Genomic DNA, 15980 nt, shown 5'->3' with positions numbered 1-15980 from the left:
AATTTAATTGTTGTATTCAATTTAATTATACCATAATATCGTTTAAAAAGTTATATTATGCTTATAAAAAATACCATTTAATAGCTCTTATAATATTCCTAAAAATATGATATAATTTTTTCGAGGTGATACAATGAAAAAATTATTGTTTTCTATTTTTTTTATTTTTGCAATTACTATTACTTTTTCTTATATTAAGCTGTATAATGGTTGGGAATATAAATGGGAAGATGAAAGCGCGTGGCATGAATATAAAACTCCAGGTGTTCCAATAGAAAATAAAAATAAAATGCTCTATTTAAGATATAAACTACCAGATATAAAACTGGATACACCTGCAGTATATTTAACAGGTATATTTGATAATTCCAGTATGAAAGTGGGAGATACACTTATATATAACACATTTGCAAAAAGTTTTTTTAGCCCAAAAAGTATTTTTAAAATACCAGAAGATTTTCAGAATAAATATTTAATCATAAAAGTGTCTTCAAAAAGAAGAGATGTTGGGTTTTTTGGAGAATTTTTACTTGGAAATGAAATAGAATTATTAAGACATCAGATTTTTGTGGAATTAGATAAAATTCTATTGGTTGTTTTTAGTTTTTTTATTTTGATAATTTCATTTATTTTATATCTATATTTTCTTATTTTTCAAAGATCTTCAGAAATAAGAAAAGCCCTAATTTATCTAGGAATTTTTTCTGCGGGTATAGGAATATTTATTTCTGGTCAAACTCAGACATTCAAATACTTTTTTTCAAATTACATATTCTGGGCATACATGATGGATGTTGGAAAATATCTTTCTCCAATAGGTTTAATGGGTTTTTTTTATAATATATTTGACTATTCTACAAAAAAAATTATAAAAATTTTATTATATTTTCATATAATTTATTTTTCTACTATCAGCATAATACAAATTGCAAACGGCTTTGAGTATAATTATTATGTTGATTTTTCAACTATATTATATTTTGCAATGTTATTGGATATTATTATAATGATATACAATATATATATCGGTTATAAACTTAAAGATTTTAAAGCTTACATTTTTTCTGGAGCTATAATATTGGTTTCTTTTTTTGCTATATACGAAATAATGGGTGATCTAAGAATAATTAAGTGGCAAAGGCCTCTTATTCAATGGTCAATATTTTTCTTGATAAATTCAATGATTTTACTCATTTTAAAAAACATAAAAGAGTTAAATTTAGAATTGTCTGTAAAAAATAAAATATTAGAAAGTTGGAACAAAGATCTCGAAGAGATCATATCAAAAAGAACAAAAGATATAAAAATTTTACTTGATAATTCAGGAGAAGGTTTTTTCAGTTTTGACAAAAACTTCATTGTAAAAAATGAATATAGCAAAGAGTGTATCAGAATTTTTGCAAGAAATATTGAAGGTATAAATGCTATAGATTTATTATTTGACACAAAAGATAAAGATTTTGTAAAAAGAGTATTTGACGATGTTTTTAATGAAAAAGATAAATTTAAGAAAGAGGTTTATCTATCTTTTTTACCTTCAGAATTAAAAATAAATAATGGATATTATGAAGTTTTCTTCAAATTCATAGATCATGAAGAAATAATCATGGTAAAGCTCAAAGATATCACAACTGAAAAGAATTTACAATTAAAAATCAATGAGGAAAAAGAAAATCTGGCTAAAATAGTAGAAATAATTAAAAATTATGATACTTTCGTATTAAATATAACTGGAATTAAAAAATTAATCAAATCACTATTAAACATGGATATAAAACACTATAAAACTTTTTTTGGTGAAATTCACAATTATAAAGGTATTTTCTCTCAATTTTACTTAAAAAATATCGCCCATCAACTTCATGAAATTGAAAGTAAAATTTTAAATAATACTTTGAAAAAAGATGCTATTAAAAAGCTGGAAAAACTATTAAATACAGAAATTTCAAATATTCAAAAAGAATTAGGACATAAAATTGATGAAGATATTTTAAAAATACCTAAAATAAAAATACTTGAAATTGAAAAAGAGTTAAAACAACATTTTGATAAAAATCATCACATTATAAAAGAAATCGAAGAATTGAGATATAAAAATTTATCTCAATTGATCAAACCGTATCTCCTATACACAAAAGAACTGGCTAAAAAAGAAGGAAAAACTATTAATGAACCAAAATTAATTGAAAGGGATATAATACTGGTTGATCCAGAAAAATATTTTTCTTTGATAAAATCCTTGATTAATATTTTTAGAAATATCATATCTCATGGAATCGAAACTCCTGAAATGCGTATTGAAGAAGGAAAAGATGATTTTGGCAATATTGAAATACATTTATATAAAGAAAATAATAATATAAATATAATTATAAAAGATGACGGAGCAGGTATAGATTTAGATAAATTAAAAGTTATTGCAAAATCCAAAAATATTAAATATAACAATAAAGAAGATCTATTGAATCTTATTTTTATGGAATTTTTAACTACTTCAGAAAAAACAACAGAGATTTCTGGCAGAGGTATGGGTTTATCGATTGTAAAAAAAGAGGTAGAAAAACTCGGAGGGAAAATTTATGTTAAAACCGAATGCAATAAAGGTACTTCATTCCATATTATAATTCCGGAAGTGATATAATGGTTAAAATTTTGATAGTTGACGATGCTCCATTTATTAGAAATCAGCTTAAATTAATATTAAAACCATTGAATTTTAATATTATTGAAGCTTCTGATGGGAAAGAAGCTATTTTTGTATATAAAAAACATAAACCAGATATTGTAACTATGGATATTTCAATGCCTGTAATGGATGGAATCAAAGCTTTATCTGAAATAATAAAATATGATCCCAATGCTAAAATTATAATGGTTACAGCTTTAGGACATAAAATGCGAGTTCTTGAAGCTATTGAAAAAGGTGCTTCATATTATATAGTAAAACCTTTTGATAAGGAGAAAGTTATTGAGTCCATACTAAAAGTATTAAATAAATAAAGCTCATATTTACCTGTATTATTTAATGCTTTATAAAAAAACAAGCAGGATATTGCCTGCTTGTTTTTAATATTTATCTATTTCTTCTATAATTTCATACAATTCATTTACAATCGAATATACCAGACCTTCATCTTTACCTTCTGCCATTATTCTAACTTTATGTTCTGTTCCTGATGGTCTTACGACTAATCTAAAATCAGGAAGAGATGTATATTCTTTAATTTTCTCCTTTAATTTTTTACTTTCCATAACAGACTTTTTATCTTTCACAGAAATATTTTTTAATAACTGAGGATACTGCGGAATTTCATTTATCAATTCATTTATATTTTTACCAAAAAAGGTTAATGTTTCCAACGTTTCCAAGGCTGTTATAATACCGTCTCCAGTTGTTGCTTTATCAAGAAATATAATATGCCCTGATTGTTCTCCACCCAATTTCGCATCTGATTCCAGCATTTTCTCTAATACATATTTATCTCCCACTGCAGTTCTAACAAGATTAATATTATGCTTTTCCAAAAATTTTTCCAGCCCGAGATTACTCATAATAGTTACAATAACAAGATTATTATTTAATCTATTTTGTTCTTTTAATTTCAATGCATTAATAGCCATTAATTTATCCCCATCAATCAAATTTCCGTTTTTATCTATAAACAAGCATCTATCTCCATCTCCATCAAAAAGTATCCCTAAATCATAACCATCATTTTTAATTATATTCGATAAAACTTCTGGATGTGTAGACCCGCATTTTTCATTTATGTTTAACCCATCAGGGCTATTAAAATACACATCATAATTTAAATCAAAAGCCCCGAAAATTTTATCAATTAATGCTCCTGTAGCGCCATTTCCTACATCTATTGCTATTTTATACGGAACATTATCCATATCGTAAGAGGATAGTATATATCCTATATATTTATCCTTTAAATGAGAAGAATTCATTTTGCCAATTTCCCCATATGGAACATATTCAGGTTGTTTTTCTAAAATTAAATTTTCTATATCTATTTCATCATCATCTGAAATTTTAAATCCTTCTGCTAAAACTTTTATTCCATTATAATTAGCCGGATTATGTGAAGCCGATATCATAACTCCAAGAGTTTTTTCGCTTTTAGTTAAATAGGCTAACGCTGGTGTTGTTATTATTCCACAAAATTCAACATCAAGTCCTGCAGATAATGCCCCAGCAGATAATGCTGCTTCAATCATTTCGCCAGAATTCCTTGTATCTCTTGCTATTAACAGCTTTTCATATTTTCCTGCATACATTCTTCCTAAAGCATTACCTATTTTATATACCAAATCAACAGTTAATTCTTCATTCACAAGTCCTCTAATACCATCGGTACCAAAAAGCCTTTTCAACTTTAACACCTCCATGTTTTTCTTTAATACTAGGGTGTTCACCCTTTTTAATACTATTATAACTCAAATTGACATAAATTAAAAGTTGTAGTATTATTATAACATAGAGAGGTGAGAAATATGGTAACAATAAAAGATATTGCGAAAATTGCTGGTGTTAATCCATCAACAGTCTCAAGAAGTTTAAACGATTATCCTAATATATCAAAAAAAACAAAAGAAAAGATTAAGAAAATAGCCGAAGAATTAGGTTTTGAATTTAATGAAGCCGCTCGAAGCTTAAATAAAAAAAAGACAAATACAATAGGAGTAATTATACCTCAATTTTTTGATGACATGAGAGGCGAAATATTTTTTGCTAATTTTTTAGGAAAGTTAATCAAAGAGGCCCAACTAAAAGGATATCATGTTAGAATTGAATATGAAATTGAAAAAAATTATATAAAGAAAATGATTCAAAGTAGGAGTGTTGATGGATTATTGCTTATGAATCCTGATATATCTAAAGAAGATGTTGAATTTATACTTGAAAAAAATATACCTTATATCTTTTTACATTATCTTTCAGAAAATTACATTAACAAAGATATTAACTTTGTTAGAACAGATCAACAAAAAGGTGGTTATATCGCAACAAAGTATTTAATAGAAAAGGGATATAAAAATATTTTAACCTTATCCGGATTAAGTATAAATCACGAATTTATCGAAAGAACTAATGGTTATAAAAAAGCTTTAAAAGATTTTAATATAAAAAATGAATATATTCTGGATATTGATGTAACCTTTGAAGCTGCAAAAAAAACTATCAAAAAAAATAAACCACTATTAAAAAAGGTAGATGCAATTTTTGCACAAACTGATTTAATGGCTTTGGGTGTCATAGAGGCACTCAATGAGTTGCATATTAATGTACCGAAAGATCTTGCAGTTATTGGATTTGATAATATCCAAATTGGCACATATTTTAAACCGAGATTAACAACAATAGAACAGCCTATAGATAAATTGGCAAAAATAGGAATTAAAAAATTAATAGAATTGATGGAAAAAAGTTTTAAGGTTAGAAAATTTATTGATCCAAAACTTATTATAAGGCAATCAGCTTAACTTTTAAAATTCTAAAATAAGGAGGAATTGCTATGTCAATTGAAAAATTAAAAGACAGGTATCTACTTATATCAAAATATAACACTGCAGCGGCATTATTACAGTGGGATTTTGAAACTCATATGCCCAAAAAAGCTGCAGATAAAAGAGCCGACGTAATAGGTGAAATTTCAACAAAAGCTTTTGAATTATCTGTTTCTGATGAAATTGGAGAATTAATTAAAGAAGCTGAAAAAGAAAATTTGAATGAAATTGAAAAAGCTATTATAAAAGTTGGAAAAAAAGAATACGAAAAATTTAAAAAAATACCGCCTGAACTATTTAAAGAGTTTAATATAGAAACAGCTAAAGCGCAATCTTCATGGGAAGAAGCTAAAAACAAAAATGATTTTAACATATTCAAACCTCATCTTGAAAAAGTTGTAGAATTAACCAAAAAAATGGCTGATTATTTAAGCTATAAAGAAAATAGATATGATGCCTTACTTGATTTATATGAACCAGGATTAACAACAGCCGAATTAAAAAAAATTATTAATCCATTAAAAAAATTTTTGGTTGATTACTTAAAAAAATTGGATAATGGAAAAAAACCTATATCTATTATGAAAGGATATTTCCCTGTAGAAAAACAAAAAGAATTGTCATTAAAAGCTTTAAAACTTATGAAATATGATTTTGACGCTGGAAGAATGGATATTTCAATGCATCCGTTTACAACAACTATAGGTTTTAACGATGTAAGAATTACAACTCGATACAATGAAAATGATTTAAATGATTCATTATATAGCACTATACATGAAGGTGGGCACGCATTATACGAACAGGGAATACCTGAAGAATTTTATGGTCTTCCAATTGGCGATGGTGCTTCAATGGCTATTCATGAAAGCCAATCCAGATTCTGGGAAAACATTATAGGAAGAAGCCTTGAATTCTGGAAATATTTTTATAATGATTTAATAGAAATCTTTCCGGAATTTAAGGAATATACTCCTGAAGATATATTTAAAGCAGTAAACTTAGTAGAAAGGTCTTTTATTAGAACAGAAGCAGATGAAGTAACTTATAATCTGCATATAATGCTGAGATTTGAAATTGAAGAGGCTTTGATTAATGATAATATAGAAGTTAAAGATTTACCTGAAATCTGGAACAAAAAAATGAAAGAATATCTTGGTATTATTCCAGAAAACGATAGTGAAGGCGTATTACAGGATGTTCATTGGGCTCATGGATCATTTGGATATTTCCCATCTTATATGCTGGGAAATCTGTATTCTGCACAATTTTATTATAAAATGAAAAAAGATATTCCAGACCTCAATACCAAAATATCACATGGCAATTTACATCCTGCATTAATATGGTTAAGAGAAAATATACATTCAAAAGGAAAAATATATGAACCTGTCGAATTAGTTAAAATAGTAACTGGTGAATCACTTAATCCGGAATATTTTATAAATTATATTGAAAATAAATATAATATGGTGTATGAATTATAAGATTTATTTATAAGAACAGAAACATAAGGGCTGTTCAGCCCTTATGTTTTATATTGGTTCTACATATAATGTCTTAAAATTATTGTATAATACTATTCCTGGTTTTGAACCTTTAGGTTTCCAGACATATTTTTTCATAGTATAATCAATAGATACCTTTGATGAATACCTGCCTTTAGAATATTTCGCAGCCAATTTTGCCCCAAATAATAAAACTTCCATAGGCACTTCCTTTTTATTTGTTTTTATTATCACATGAGCTCCGGGAATCCCCTGAGCATGCATCCATATATCTTCCCTATCCGCTTCTCTCGTTATTTTATCATTTTGAATATTATTTTTTCCAACAAAAATTTTAAATCCATTAAATTCAAATTCATATGGTTTTGAATTCGATCTTTTCCTTCTTTTATTTTTAGTTTTATCCTGTAAAATTTTTTCCTGAATCATTTCTTCTTTTATTTCCATCAAAGTCTCTATATCTTCTACAAAGTTAATGCTCTGCCATAATTGATATAAATAATCTATCATCTTTTTTGTTATCTTTATCCTTTCTTTAAGATGTATTTCCTTTGACTTTAATTTATGGACCTTTTTAAAAATCACCTGTAAATTTTCATTCGGTGTTTTTAAAGGATTTAAGTTTATCTTTATTTTTTCACCAGTTTCCCAATCTTCAACCACTACAAAATCCGTCTTTTCTTTAAATTGATAAAGATATGCTTGAAGAAGTCTCCCCTTTTTTTCTAAATCTGGAATTTCTCTTATCTCTTTCTCCTCGTTTTTTAATTTTTTATATAATCTTTCATATTTTTCTATCTCTTTTATAACTGTTTTTTCAAGACGCTTTTTTAATTCTAAAAAACGAGAATTCATACTTTGTAATTCAAAAAAATTCAATAATCCTTCTGATGGATTTTGGAATTCATCATATTTGAAATTTACCGGTTTAAATGCTAGTATTTCTTTTTTACCGTTGTATTCAAAAGTGTAAACATTTAAATTATCAAGAAATTCTGAAACAAATGAAATATAATCATATTTTTCAATATACTCATAAAATAAATTTTTACTTATTTTTGAAAACCCCATAAATGGTTGATTTAAATCATAAAGTTTTTCATTTTCCAATATATTAATATATTCTCTTTTATAAAAAGGAATATATTTTGCCCCTGGCATAATACTTCTTTTTGGAGATACTCCTTTCTTTAATGCATCCATAATCTTATTTTCCTCATCAATAAGCAGTATATTTGAATTTCTACCCATAAGTTCAAAATACAGCTTATAGTTTCTCAATTCAAATGTTTCATCAATAACAGATAATTCAATATAACCAATTCTATCGAGTCCCAATTGCTCTATTTTTATAATTTTTGCATTTTTTATTCTCTTTCTTAAAAACATAGAAAAATTTTGCGGAGTATCTGGCATATTTGGTTTTGATTCCAATTTAATTAAGTATGATGGATTTTTTAATACAAATAACAAAAATCCACTTTGAAGTTGTAGTAATACTTCATCATTAACTGGCTGATATATATTTCTAATCTTTTCTCCTTCAAAAATTTGTGCTTCTCTTATTAATTTATTTAACAACAAACCATCTATCGGCATATAATAACCTCCATTAATTGATTATCTAAATTATTATACCATATAAGGATTTTTATCTTCTAATATTGAAAAATAAAATAGACTGATATGTGTGGTGATTAAATGAAAAAAATATTGTTTTTAATATTTATAACTGTTAATATATACATATTTTCAAATGTCACAATTCCGGCAACAATTACATCATATGATAGGGTTTTTTCTTTAAAAGACATTTTCCCGGATTTAAAATTTGATAGAACATTGGCCTTTTTCTCAGGCAACTCCATCACTTATGAAGCATCAAAACTTAAAAATTTATTATTGTCCACAACAAACTTTACAAATATTACATTTGAATCATCAATAATTACAATAAAATATTCTCCCGAAGTTAAAAATTTCAACTCATCAAATACTGAATTATATTTAAAAACATATTTCGAAGAATTATTTTTAACCAATACTCCTAAAGCTACAATAAATAATTTTGAAATTAGCAAATATATGAAAGATACAAAAATATCTACTGTTCTGGATACAACATATCGTCGTTCATTAAATAACATATATGGTAACTTTTTAATACTGGATAATTTAAATCTAAAAAAATACATATCATTTAAAGCTAATGTTTCAAATTATGATTATGTATATGTAGCTAAAGAAAATATTCCCTATAAAACTCCACTAAACTTAAATTTATTGAAAAAAAAAATCATGGATATATATTCATTATCCATGTCACCATTAAAAACCAATGAAAACAACTTAACAAAATTTATGGCAAATAGGAATTTAAGAAAAGGTGAAATAATCTATGAAAATGCGGTAAAAAAAATTCCAGATGTTAAAGCAGGACAGGTTATACCAATAGAAGTATATTTTGACGGTGTGAAAATTCTATCATGGGTAAAAGTTTTAAACGACGCTATAATCGGCGACATTGTAATGGCAAGAAATGAAAAAACAAATGTATTAATAAATGGAAAATTATATTATGGACCAAAAATAATAATCAATATAGGAGGCTCTAAAAAATGAAAAGGATTTCGTTTTTGATAGTTATAATGCTGATTTTTACAATTAATTTTAGTGATTCATTGTGGAAAAAGTCTAAAATCAGCAATTTAATTTCAAAACCAGAAAAAAGTTATGAAACTGGTGATATTATAACCGTGGCTGTTTCTGAAAGTCCATCTTTGAGTCTATCTGATAATAATCCAGATCCTTTTTCAGGTGTAATGGGGACAGTTGGTGCCATTTTTAATACAATTGGAAATATAGATCTGATGAAATTTTTTCCTTTAGGTGCAAATAAACCAGAAAATATTAAAGTTTCAAATAAAAAATCCTCGTCTCAAAGCAAAGCCACTGTAAATTTATACATATCAGCAAAGGTTATTGAGGTTCTTGATAATAATATTATAAAAATACGAGGAAAAAAGGAATTTAAGGTTGATTCACAGAAAAAAATAATGATAATAGAAGGTTATGCCAATACATCTTCCATAAAAGATGGAATAATTGATTCGAAAAATTTATCCGAAGCAAAAATATGGTATCAGGGAGATACTGATTTGCAAAAAGATCCAAATAACAAAACATGGCTTGCCTGGTTACTTTCAGGAATATCAAATCTGTTTTTCTAATATTTATATATCTAAATATAATAAAGGAGTGGAAATATGAAAAAAACGGTACTAATATTATTACTAATTATATTTTCCCTATCTGCATTTTCTGCAATAAGACTTAAAGATATCGCATATTTCAGAGGAGCCAGAGATAATCAGTTATTTGGAATAGGTGTTGTTACCGGATTAAACGGCACTGGCGATTCAGGAAAAGTTACTTCAGAATTGCTTACAAACATGATGAAAAATTTAAATATAAATCTGCAAAATGCTTTTACTACAAAGAATTCTGCTGTTGTATTCGTTTTCGCTGATATACCTGCTTTCTATAAAGAAGGTATGAAATTAGATATTGTAGTAACAGCTGCTGGCGATTCAAAAAGTCTGGAAGGTGGTTATTTGATTCAAACTCCATTGTATGGTGCTGACGGACAGGTATATGCTGTAGCTCAGGGAAGTGTTTTAACCGGCGGAGTAGAAGTTAGTACAACAGCAAATTTACAAAAAAGAAATAAAGTAGTTGGTTTTATTCCTCATGGCGCTATTGTAGAAAATGAAATACCAGCTTCTATAGTTTCAGACAATACCGTTACCGTTCTGCTTAGAAATCCTGATATTACTACAGCGGCAAGAACTGCATTATCTATCAATGCACAATTTGGACAAAAATTAGCAAAAGCTGTTGATCCTTCTTCTGTTAAAGTTAAAATCCCGGATGTTTTTTCTGATGATTTAATTTCATTCCTCGCTTTAATTGAAGAGGTTGAAATTGATCCTGATTCAAAAGCCAAGATTGTAATAAATGAAAAAACCGGAACTATAGTTTTCGGTGGAAAGGTTAAAGTTGCTGATTTTACCATAAATTATGGAAATTTCGTTATTTCTGTTGATAATGGCAAAGTAGGGGATAATGATGCCACTATATATAATCTTGTCAACGCTTTAAAAGCTGCTGGAGCGACTCCACAAGATATTATCGCAATTATACAAAATCTTTCGGCTGCTGGCTATCTATATGCTGAATTGGTGGTGATGTAATGGTTTCATCTGTAACCTTTTCAAGACCAACTAATTATAACAACATAAAAAAAGAAGATGTTGCTGCAGAACTGGTTGGATCTGTTTTCTCAAAAGTATTTAAAGATATGTATAATTCTGAAATATTTAAAAGTGATTTGCTTCCAAAATCGAATACTGAAAAATGGTTCAAAGAAATGCTGATAGACCAATATTCTATTTCTATAGCAAAAAATAATATGAAACCTCTAATAAATGAAATTTTAAAAGCTTATCAAAAACCTTAAGCTCCTATTTTGGAGCTTTTATTTTATATGGTATAATTAAACATGAATAAGAAATCTATGGAGGTGGATTATGAAGAAAATTTTATTATTTTTAATTATGATATTATCATTAACCGTTTTTTCCAACATTTACGAAGTTATTCCTCAAGATTCAAAAGCAGTTATCGTATTAAATAATGCAAAAACCGTATACGACGATTTAAAAACCGTTCCTATATTTGGAAAGATACTGGATGATCCAACTTATGCTGAAACGCTGATAACGGGAATGATAGATGCATATATCCAATCCCTTGATTTAAATAGTGATGAAGTCTATTCGGGATTTGAAAAAAACGTTGGAATATTTGTTATTGAACCACAGAACAATAATTATGAATTTGGAATTGTATTGGGACCTTTAGACGATGGAAAAAAATATATAGAAGTTTTCAGCAAAGTCATAAATGCTTTAATGCCCGAAGATACTGGTATAAATTTTTATTATATTGTAAAACAAAGTGAATTACAGGATTATTTAATAATAACCACAAATAAAAATGCTTACGAAAACTCAAAATTAAACTTTATACCAAAAAAAAGATATAATGAAACAGGTATTTATGAAGAAATTAATACTTCTACACTTAATGGATATGGTTTTTCATATATAAAAGATAATTACCTATATAGTAAATTTAACCTATTAACTGATTCACAAATCACACCAAAAAATGTTAACATTGACAGCTCAGAATTTTTTGGTTTATATTATTCAAAAACAACATACATACCTGATGGATCATCTTTGAATTTAAATAAATTTGGCATAAATCTTCCAGAAGACTTAATCAACTCGATTTTATCGAAATCAGATTGGGCTGAGCAAACAGGAACTATAAATTTATCAATGAATGATGAAACAGGAGATATTGAATCAAATTTTGCTATGAAAATTAAGGTTAAAACCAATAGTTCTTTTGATGAAATTGAAAAAATAATACCTGAAGATATTACAAAAGAAAAATTAGATAAAGATTATATAAAGATAAGTAAAACTGTAAATGAAAAAAGCATGATTATGTATATATGGAAAAAGGATGACTTTTTATACATATCAAATTTAAACAAAATTGAATTAAAAAAATATGAAAATTCTTCTCAAAAATTATCCAATAATATATTGTATAAAGAATTAAAGTCCAAAATACCTGAGGCTAATATTGGAGCATTTTTTCTTGATTTAAAACCTTTAATTTCATTTTTAAAAGATTTTTTTGGTGTTGAAGGTCTTGATGGTGAATTTGGAGGATTAGGAAGCGCTATTGCTTCAAAAACACCTGATGGAAAAAATATAATTGAGTTCAATTTTATAATGAAATAATAAAAACAGGTCTCTCTTTGAGACCTGTTTTTTTATCCACCAGCACTTATATATTTTTCTAATGTTTTTTTTAAAAATATATTTGATATAAAAAGTAACAAAATACCAAATATAAGATATTCTATTATATATTTCTTTTCTAAAAGACTTTCTACAGGAATATTTGCAAAAAGGCTTACAGGAATTATGATAAAAATATATTTCCAAAAAGATGTATAAATATTTCGAGGCAAATATGAATAAGAAAAAAGGTTATTAATAGTATCTTCAAGCAACTTTACATTAATAAAGATAAAATTAAAAGAAGAAATTATTAATTGAAAAGAATACCTTATTAGCACCATAATAAAAACATTAATAATATATCTAAAAAAGTCTTCAATATTCCAGTTATAAGAAACTAATATTAGATATAAATTCGGCAATAATGTAATTAAATATAAGGAATCTATATTTATTATTGATAATATCCAGCTGATATTCCGAGGTAGTAAAATATAATTATCTAATTTTCCTTCCACAACAAGGTTTGATAAATTAAGAAGAGAAGAACCAAAAAATGCATAATAGATAGTTTCTACAATAAACGCCGTTCCGATTAGCAAAAACATTTTTTCATCAGAAATTTCCATTTTGAAATTGATTTTTATTACTGAAAAAAATATAATTGTCATTAATAATTCAAAAATTCCCCAAAAAATCATTAAAATTGTATCTTTTAAAAACAATATTCTAACTTTTATACCATTTAAAAAACTCTGTATGAACATATTAACCACCTGCAGTTTCGTATTTAGACATTGCAAATTTATAAAACAATTGAGAAATTAAAAATATTATAAAAATCCAGAACACTAATTTTAAAAACTCCTGAATATCAAGTGTGCCCTTAGCAAACGATTCTCCAGGAAAATTTATTATATAATTAAACGGCAAAAATTCAAAAATTGCTCGGATTTTTTGAGGGAAATATTTAAGCGGAATTAATCCACCAGAAATAATTTTAAATAAACTATATGACCAAAACGAAAGTGAATCTCCTTTTTTTAACCAAAAAGCGCTTAAACTAAATAATATTGAAATTAGAGAAGATAACAACAATGCAAAAGGAAAAATAATTATCAAAATAATTAAATTAGTAAAACGAATATTGAAGATAAATGAAAAAACAAAAATGATTGGTAAAGTTAAAAAAATATTATACAAAGGATATACAATTTCTACAACAGAAAAATACAAAATTTTATTTATAGGTAATAGTATCAAATTATCTAATTCTCCGTTTCTTACTAAATTAAAAAAACCCGGTTTTATTACAGGAATGATATGAGATAGAAAAAAAGAAAGTGCAAAATAATAATGTATTATTTCATTTTTTTCTCCTATACCTAATTGTAAAAAAAGGTATAAAAAGAAAAAATTAATAGTATTTTGAAAAATATACAAGTACCAATTTATTTTATAAATTTTTAATCTTTTTAATAAAAATTTGCTGTATTCTAAATATTCCATTATATTAACTCCTTCAATATATCTTCAATTGTAATATCATTTATTTGAATTGAGTTAATATTTTTTAGAGAAATATGCTGAATTTTTGATTCATGTATGATTTCACTTTTTGTCGAACCGTCAGAAAATACATAAATAATTTTTTTTAATTTCTTGAATTTTTCGATTTCTTTTTCATCAATTTTTCTTAACACTCTTCCTTTATCCAATATTATTAGTTCATCAACAATTTCAGATAGAATGTTAATTTCATGTGTGACAATAAAAATAGTGCGATCTTCTTTTTTTTGAATTTTTAAAAACTCAATTAATTTTTTTTTCGTATCAATATCTAATCCTATAAATGGTTCATCCAAAAAAATTAGTTTTGGAGAATGTAATAATTTAGCTAAAATTTCACACTTTACTCTTTCACCAAAAGATAATAACCTAACAGGTTGATAAATCTTTTTTTCTATATCTAATATCTTTCCAAGATAATTAATTTTATTTTCAAATTCTTCCTTATTTATTTTGTAAACTTTGGATAAAAATTTATAAAAGTCAATAGCAGGTAACGAATAATCAAGAAACCCTTTTTGAGGATTAACAAAAGAAATTTTTTTCAAAAAATCTTTGCTTCTTTTATACGGAACATAGTTCAGGACACTAATCTTACCATTCGTGGGTTTTATAATTCCAGCCATTATTTTTAAAAGTGTACTTTTGCCAGAACCATTTTTCCCTACTACGCCAATTGTTTTTTTATCAGGAAAGGATAAATTTATGTCTTCTAAAATAATTTTATTTTTAATTTTCAAATTAATTTCAGAAAGTTCAATCAAAATTACCCACCTCTATAGACTTAAATTTTTCTATTAAAGTTTTGCAGCTTATATTAAATTTTTCTTTGTCATCAATAAAATCATTAAATAGCGAAAGTAATTCATTTATTGTATATCCATCTAATAAAAGTTTTCCAATGTCTGCCCAGTCATTTTTTAATAATAATATATTATTATTAATATCAATAAACAAATAACTTTCACCGTAATTATTGCTATAATATTTTATCATAATTTCACTCCTCGATATAACTCGATATAACTAACATTATTCCTCTTTATTTTAATAAATTAAAAACATCTTCTATATATTTTGGTATTTTTGAAAAATTCCTGTTTTCAGAATAATTTATCGCTGGACAAAATAAAACGTTATCTTTTACTTCTTTCTGTGAATTTATAATTTTTCTTTAAACAAAAAAGCAGCCGTTGAAGGCTGCTTTAAAAATATCATATGGAAAAAGATAGTTTCGGACTAAGCCATAAAGCTTGGAGTTTCCATATGATTACAGTTGGCATAGATATCTCCTCATATCTATTATATCACTTTTATTAATATTTTGTCAAGTATATATTATAAAAAAACCCCCTGATTATTTAACAGGGGGTAAAATAAAAAGAGGGGCGCTACCTACTCTCGCATGGATTTCCCATACTACCATCGGCCTGGATATGCTTAACGGTCGGGTTCGGCATGGTTCCGCGTGTTCCCATATCCAGTATCTGCACCCCTCAAA

At 26.2% G+C, this 15980-nt stretch carries 15 protein-coding genes and 1 rRNA gene; 9 read left to right on the top strand and 7 right to left on the bottom strand.

The window, feature by feature from the left end; genetic code table 11:
• The first annotated feature begins 133 nt into the window (after positions 1-133).
• Together XO12_RS08290 and XO12_RS08285 are read left to right on the top strand one after the other, a co-directional pair.
• Positions 134-2641, top strand: a complete 2508-nt coding sequence (locus XO12_RS08290; RefSeq protein WP_047266873.1) for an ATP-binding protein — start codon at positions 134-136, stop codon at positions 2639-2641.
• Positions 2641-3000, top strand: coding sequence for a response regulator (locus tag XO12_RS08285; protein WP_047266872.1), 360 nt, complete (start codon positions 2641-2643; stop codon positions 2998-3000). The genes XO12_RS08290 and XO12_RS08285 overlap by 1 nt, the downstream gene beginning before the upstream one ends.
• A gap of 66 nt (positions 3001-3066) precedes the next feature.
• Here the strand turns inward: XO12_RS08285 and glmM are convergent, their stop codons facing one another.
• Positions 3067-4392 carry a phosphoglucosamine mutase gene (gene glmM, locus XO12_RS08280; RefSeq protein ID WP_368493437.1) on the bottom strand — a complete coding sequence of 442 codons (1326 nt, stop codon included), beginning with the start codon at positions 4390-4392 and terminating at the stop codon, positions 3067-3069.
• Positions 4393-4503: 111 nt separating this feature from the next.
• Here glmM and XO12_RS08275 point away from each other — a divergent pair, with 111 nt between their 5' ends.
• Positions 4504-5493 (top strand): LacI family DNA-binding transcriptional regulator, encoded by a 990-nt coding sequence (locus XO12_RS08275; RefSeq protein WP_047266870.1) that lies wholly within the window; start codon positions 4504-4506, stop codon positions 5491-5493.
• 32 nt (positions 5494-5525) lie between these two features.
• Positions 5526-7004 carry a carboxypeptidase M32 gene (locus XO12_RS08270; RefSeq protein ID WP_217683674.1) on the top strand — a complete coding sequence of 493 codons (1479 nt, stop codon included), beginning with the start codon at positions 5526-5528 and terminating at the stop codon, positions 7002-7004.
• Positions 7005-7052: 48 nt separating this feature from the next.
• Here XO12_RS08270 and XO12_RS08265 read toward each other — a convergent pair whose 3' ends face one another.
• Entirely contained in the window at positions 7053-8624 is a 1572-nt protein-coding gene (locus XO12_RS08265; RefSeq protein ID WP_175420099.1) for an NFACT family protein, read from the bottom strand.
• 102 nt (positions 8625-8726) lie between these two features.
• Here XO12_RS08265 and flgA point away from each other — a divergent pair, with 102 nt between their 5' ends.
• The 5 genes from flgA (at position 8727) to XO12_RS08240 (ending at position 12907) form a co-directional block, all read left to right on the top strand.
• Entirely contained in the window at positions 8727-9647 is a 921-nt protein-coding gene (gene flgA, locus XO12_RS08260) for a flagellar basal body P-ring formation chaperone FlgA (protein ID WP_175420098.1), read from the top strand.
• Positions 9644-10255, top strand: coding sequence for a flagellar basal body L-ring protein FlgH (locus tag XO12_RS08255; protein WP_047266868.1), 612 nt, complete (start codon positions 9644-9646; stop codon positions 10253-10255). The genes flgA and XO12_RS08255 overlap by 4 nt, the downstream gene beginning before the upstream one ends.
• A 36-nt stretch (positions 10256-10291) precedes the next feature.
• On the top strand, positions 10292-11278 hold the full coding sequence (locus XO12_RS08250) for a flagellar basal body P-ring protein FlgI (RefSeq protein ID WP_047266867.1): 987 nt from the start codon (positions 10292-10294) through the stop codon (positions 11276-11278).
• Positions 11278-11544, top strand: a complete 267-nt coding sequence (locus XO12_RS08245) for a rod-binding protein (protein ID WP_047266866.1) — start codon at positions 11278-11280, stop codon at positions 11542-11544. Before XO12_RS08250 ends, XO12_RS08245 begins: the two co-directional genes overlap by 1 nt.
• A 70-nt stretch (positions 11545-11614) precedes the next feature.
• Positions 11615-12907 (top strand): hypothetical protein, encoded by a 1293-nt coding sequence (locus XO12_RS08240; RefSeq protein ID WP_175420097.1) that lies wholly within the window; start codon positions 11615-11617, stop codon positions 12905-12907.
• 32 nt (positions 12908-12939) lie between these two features.
• Here XO12_RS08240 and XO12_RS08235 read toward each other — a convergent pair whose 3' ends face one another.
• The 5 genes from XO12_RS08235 to rrf form a co-directional block, all read right to left on the bottom strand.
• Positions 12940-13677, bottom strand: a complete 738-nt coding sequence (locus XO12_RS08235) for an ABC-2 family transporter protein (protein ID WP_047266864.1) — start codon at positions 13675-13677, stop codon at positions 12940-12942.
• Position 13678: 1 nt separating this feature from the next.
• Complete coding sequence (locus XO12_RS08230) at positions 13679-14419, bottom strand: ABC-2 family transporter protein (protein ID WP_175420096.1); 741 nt, start codon at positions 14417-14419, stop codon at positions 13679-13681.
• A complete protein-coding gene (locus tag XO12_RS08225) occupies positions 14419-15243 on the bottom strand; it encodes an ATP-binding cassette domain-containing protein (protein ID WP_047266862.1) in 825 nt (274 codons plus the stop codon). Before XO12_RS08225 ends, XO12_RS08230 begins: the two co-directional genes overlap by 1 nt.
• On the bottom strand, positions 15236-15475 hold the full coding sequence (locus XO12_RS08220) for a hypothetical protein (protein ID WP_047266861.1): 240 nt from the start codon (positions 15473-15475) through the stop codon (positions 15236-15238). The genes XO12_RS08225 and XO12_RS08220 overlap by 8 nt, the downstream gene beginning before the upstream one ends.
• 387 nt (positions 15476-15862) lie before the next feature.
• Positions 15863-15976, bottom strand: a 5S ribosomal RNA gene (gene rrf / locus XO12_RS08215).
• Between the last annotated feature and the right edge of the window lie 4 nt (positions 15977-15980).

The sequence above is a fragment of the Marinitoga sp. 1154 genome (assembly GCF_013363285.1).
Taxonomy (GTDB): Bacteria; Thermotogota; Thermotogae; order Petrotogales; family Petrotogaceae; genus Marinitoga.
This window is presented reverse-complemented; position numbering and strand designations above follow the sequence as displayed.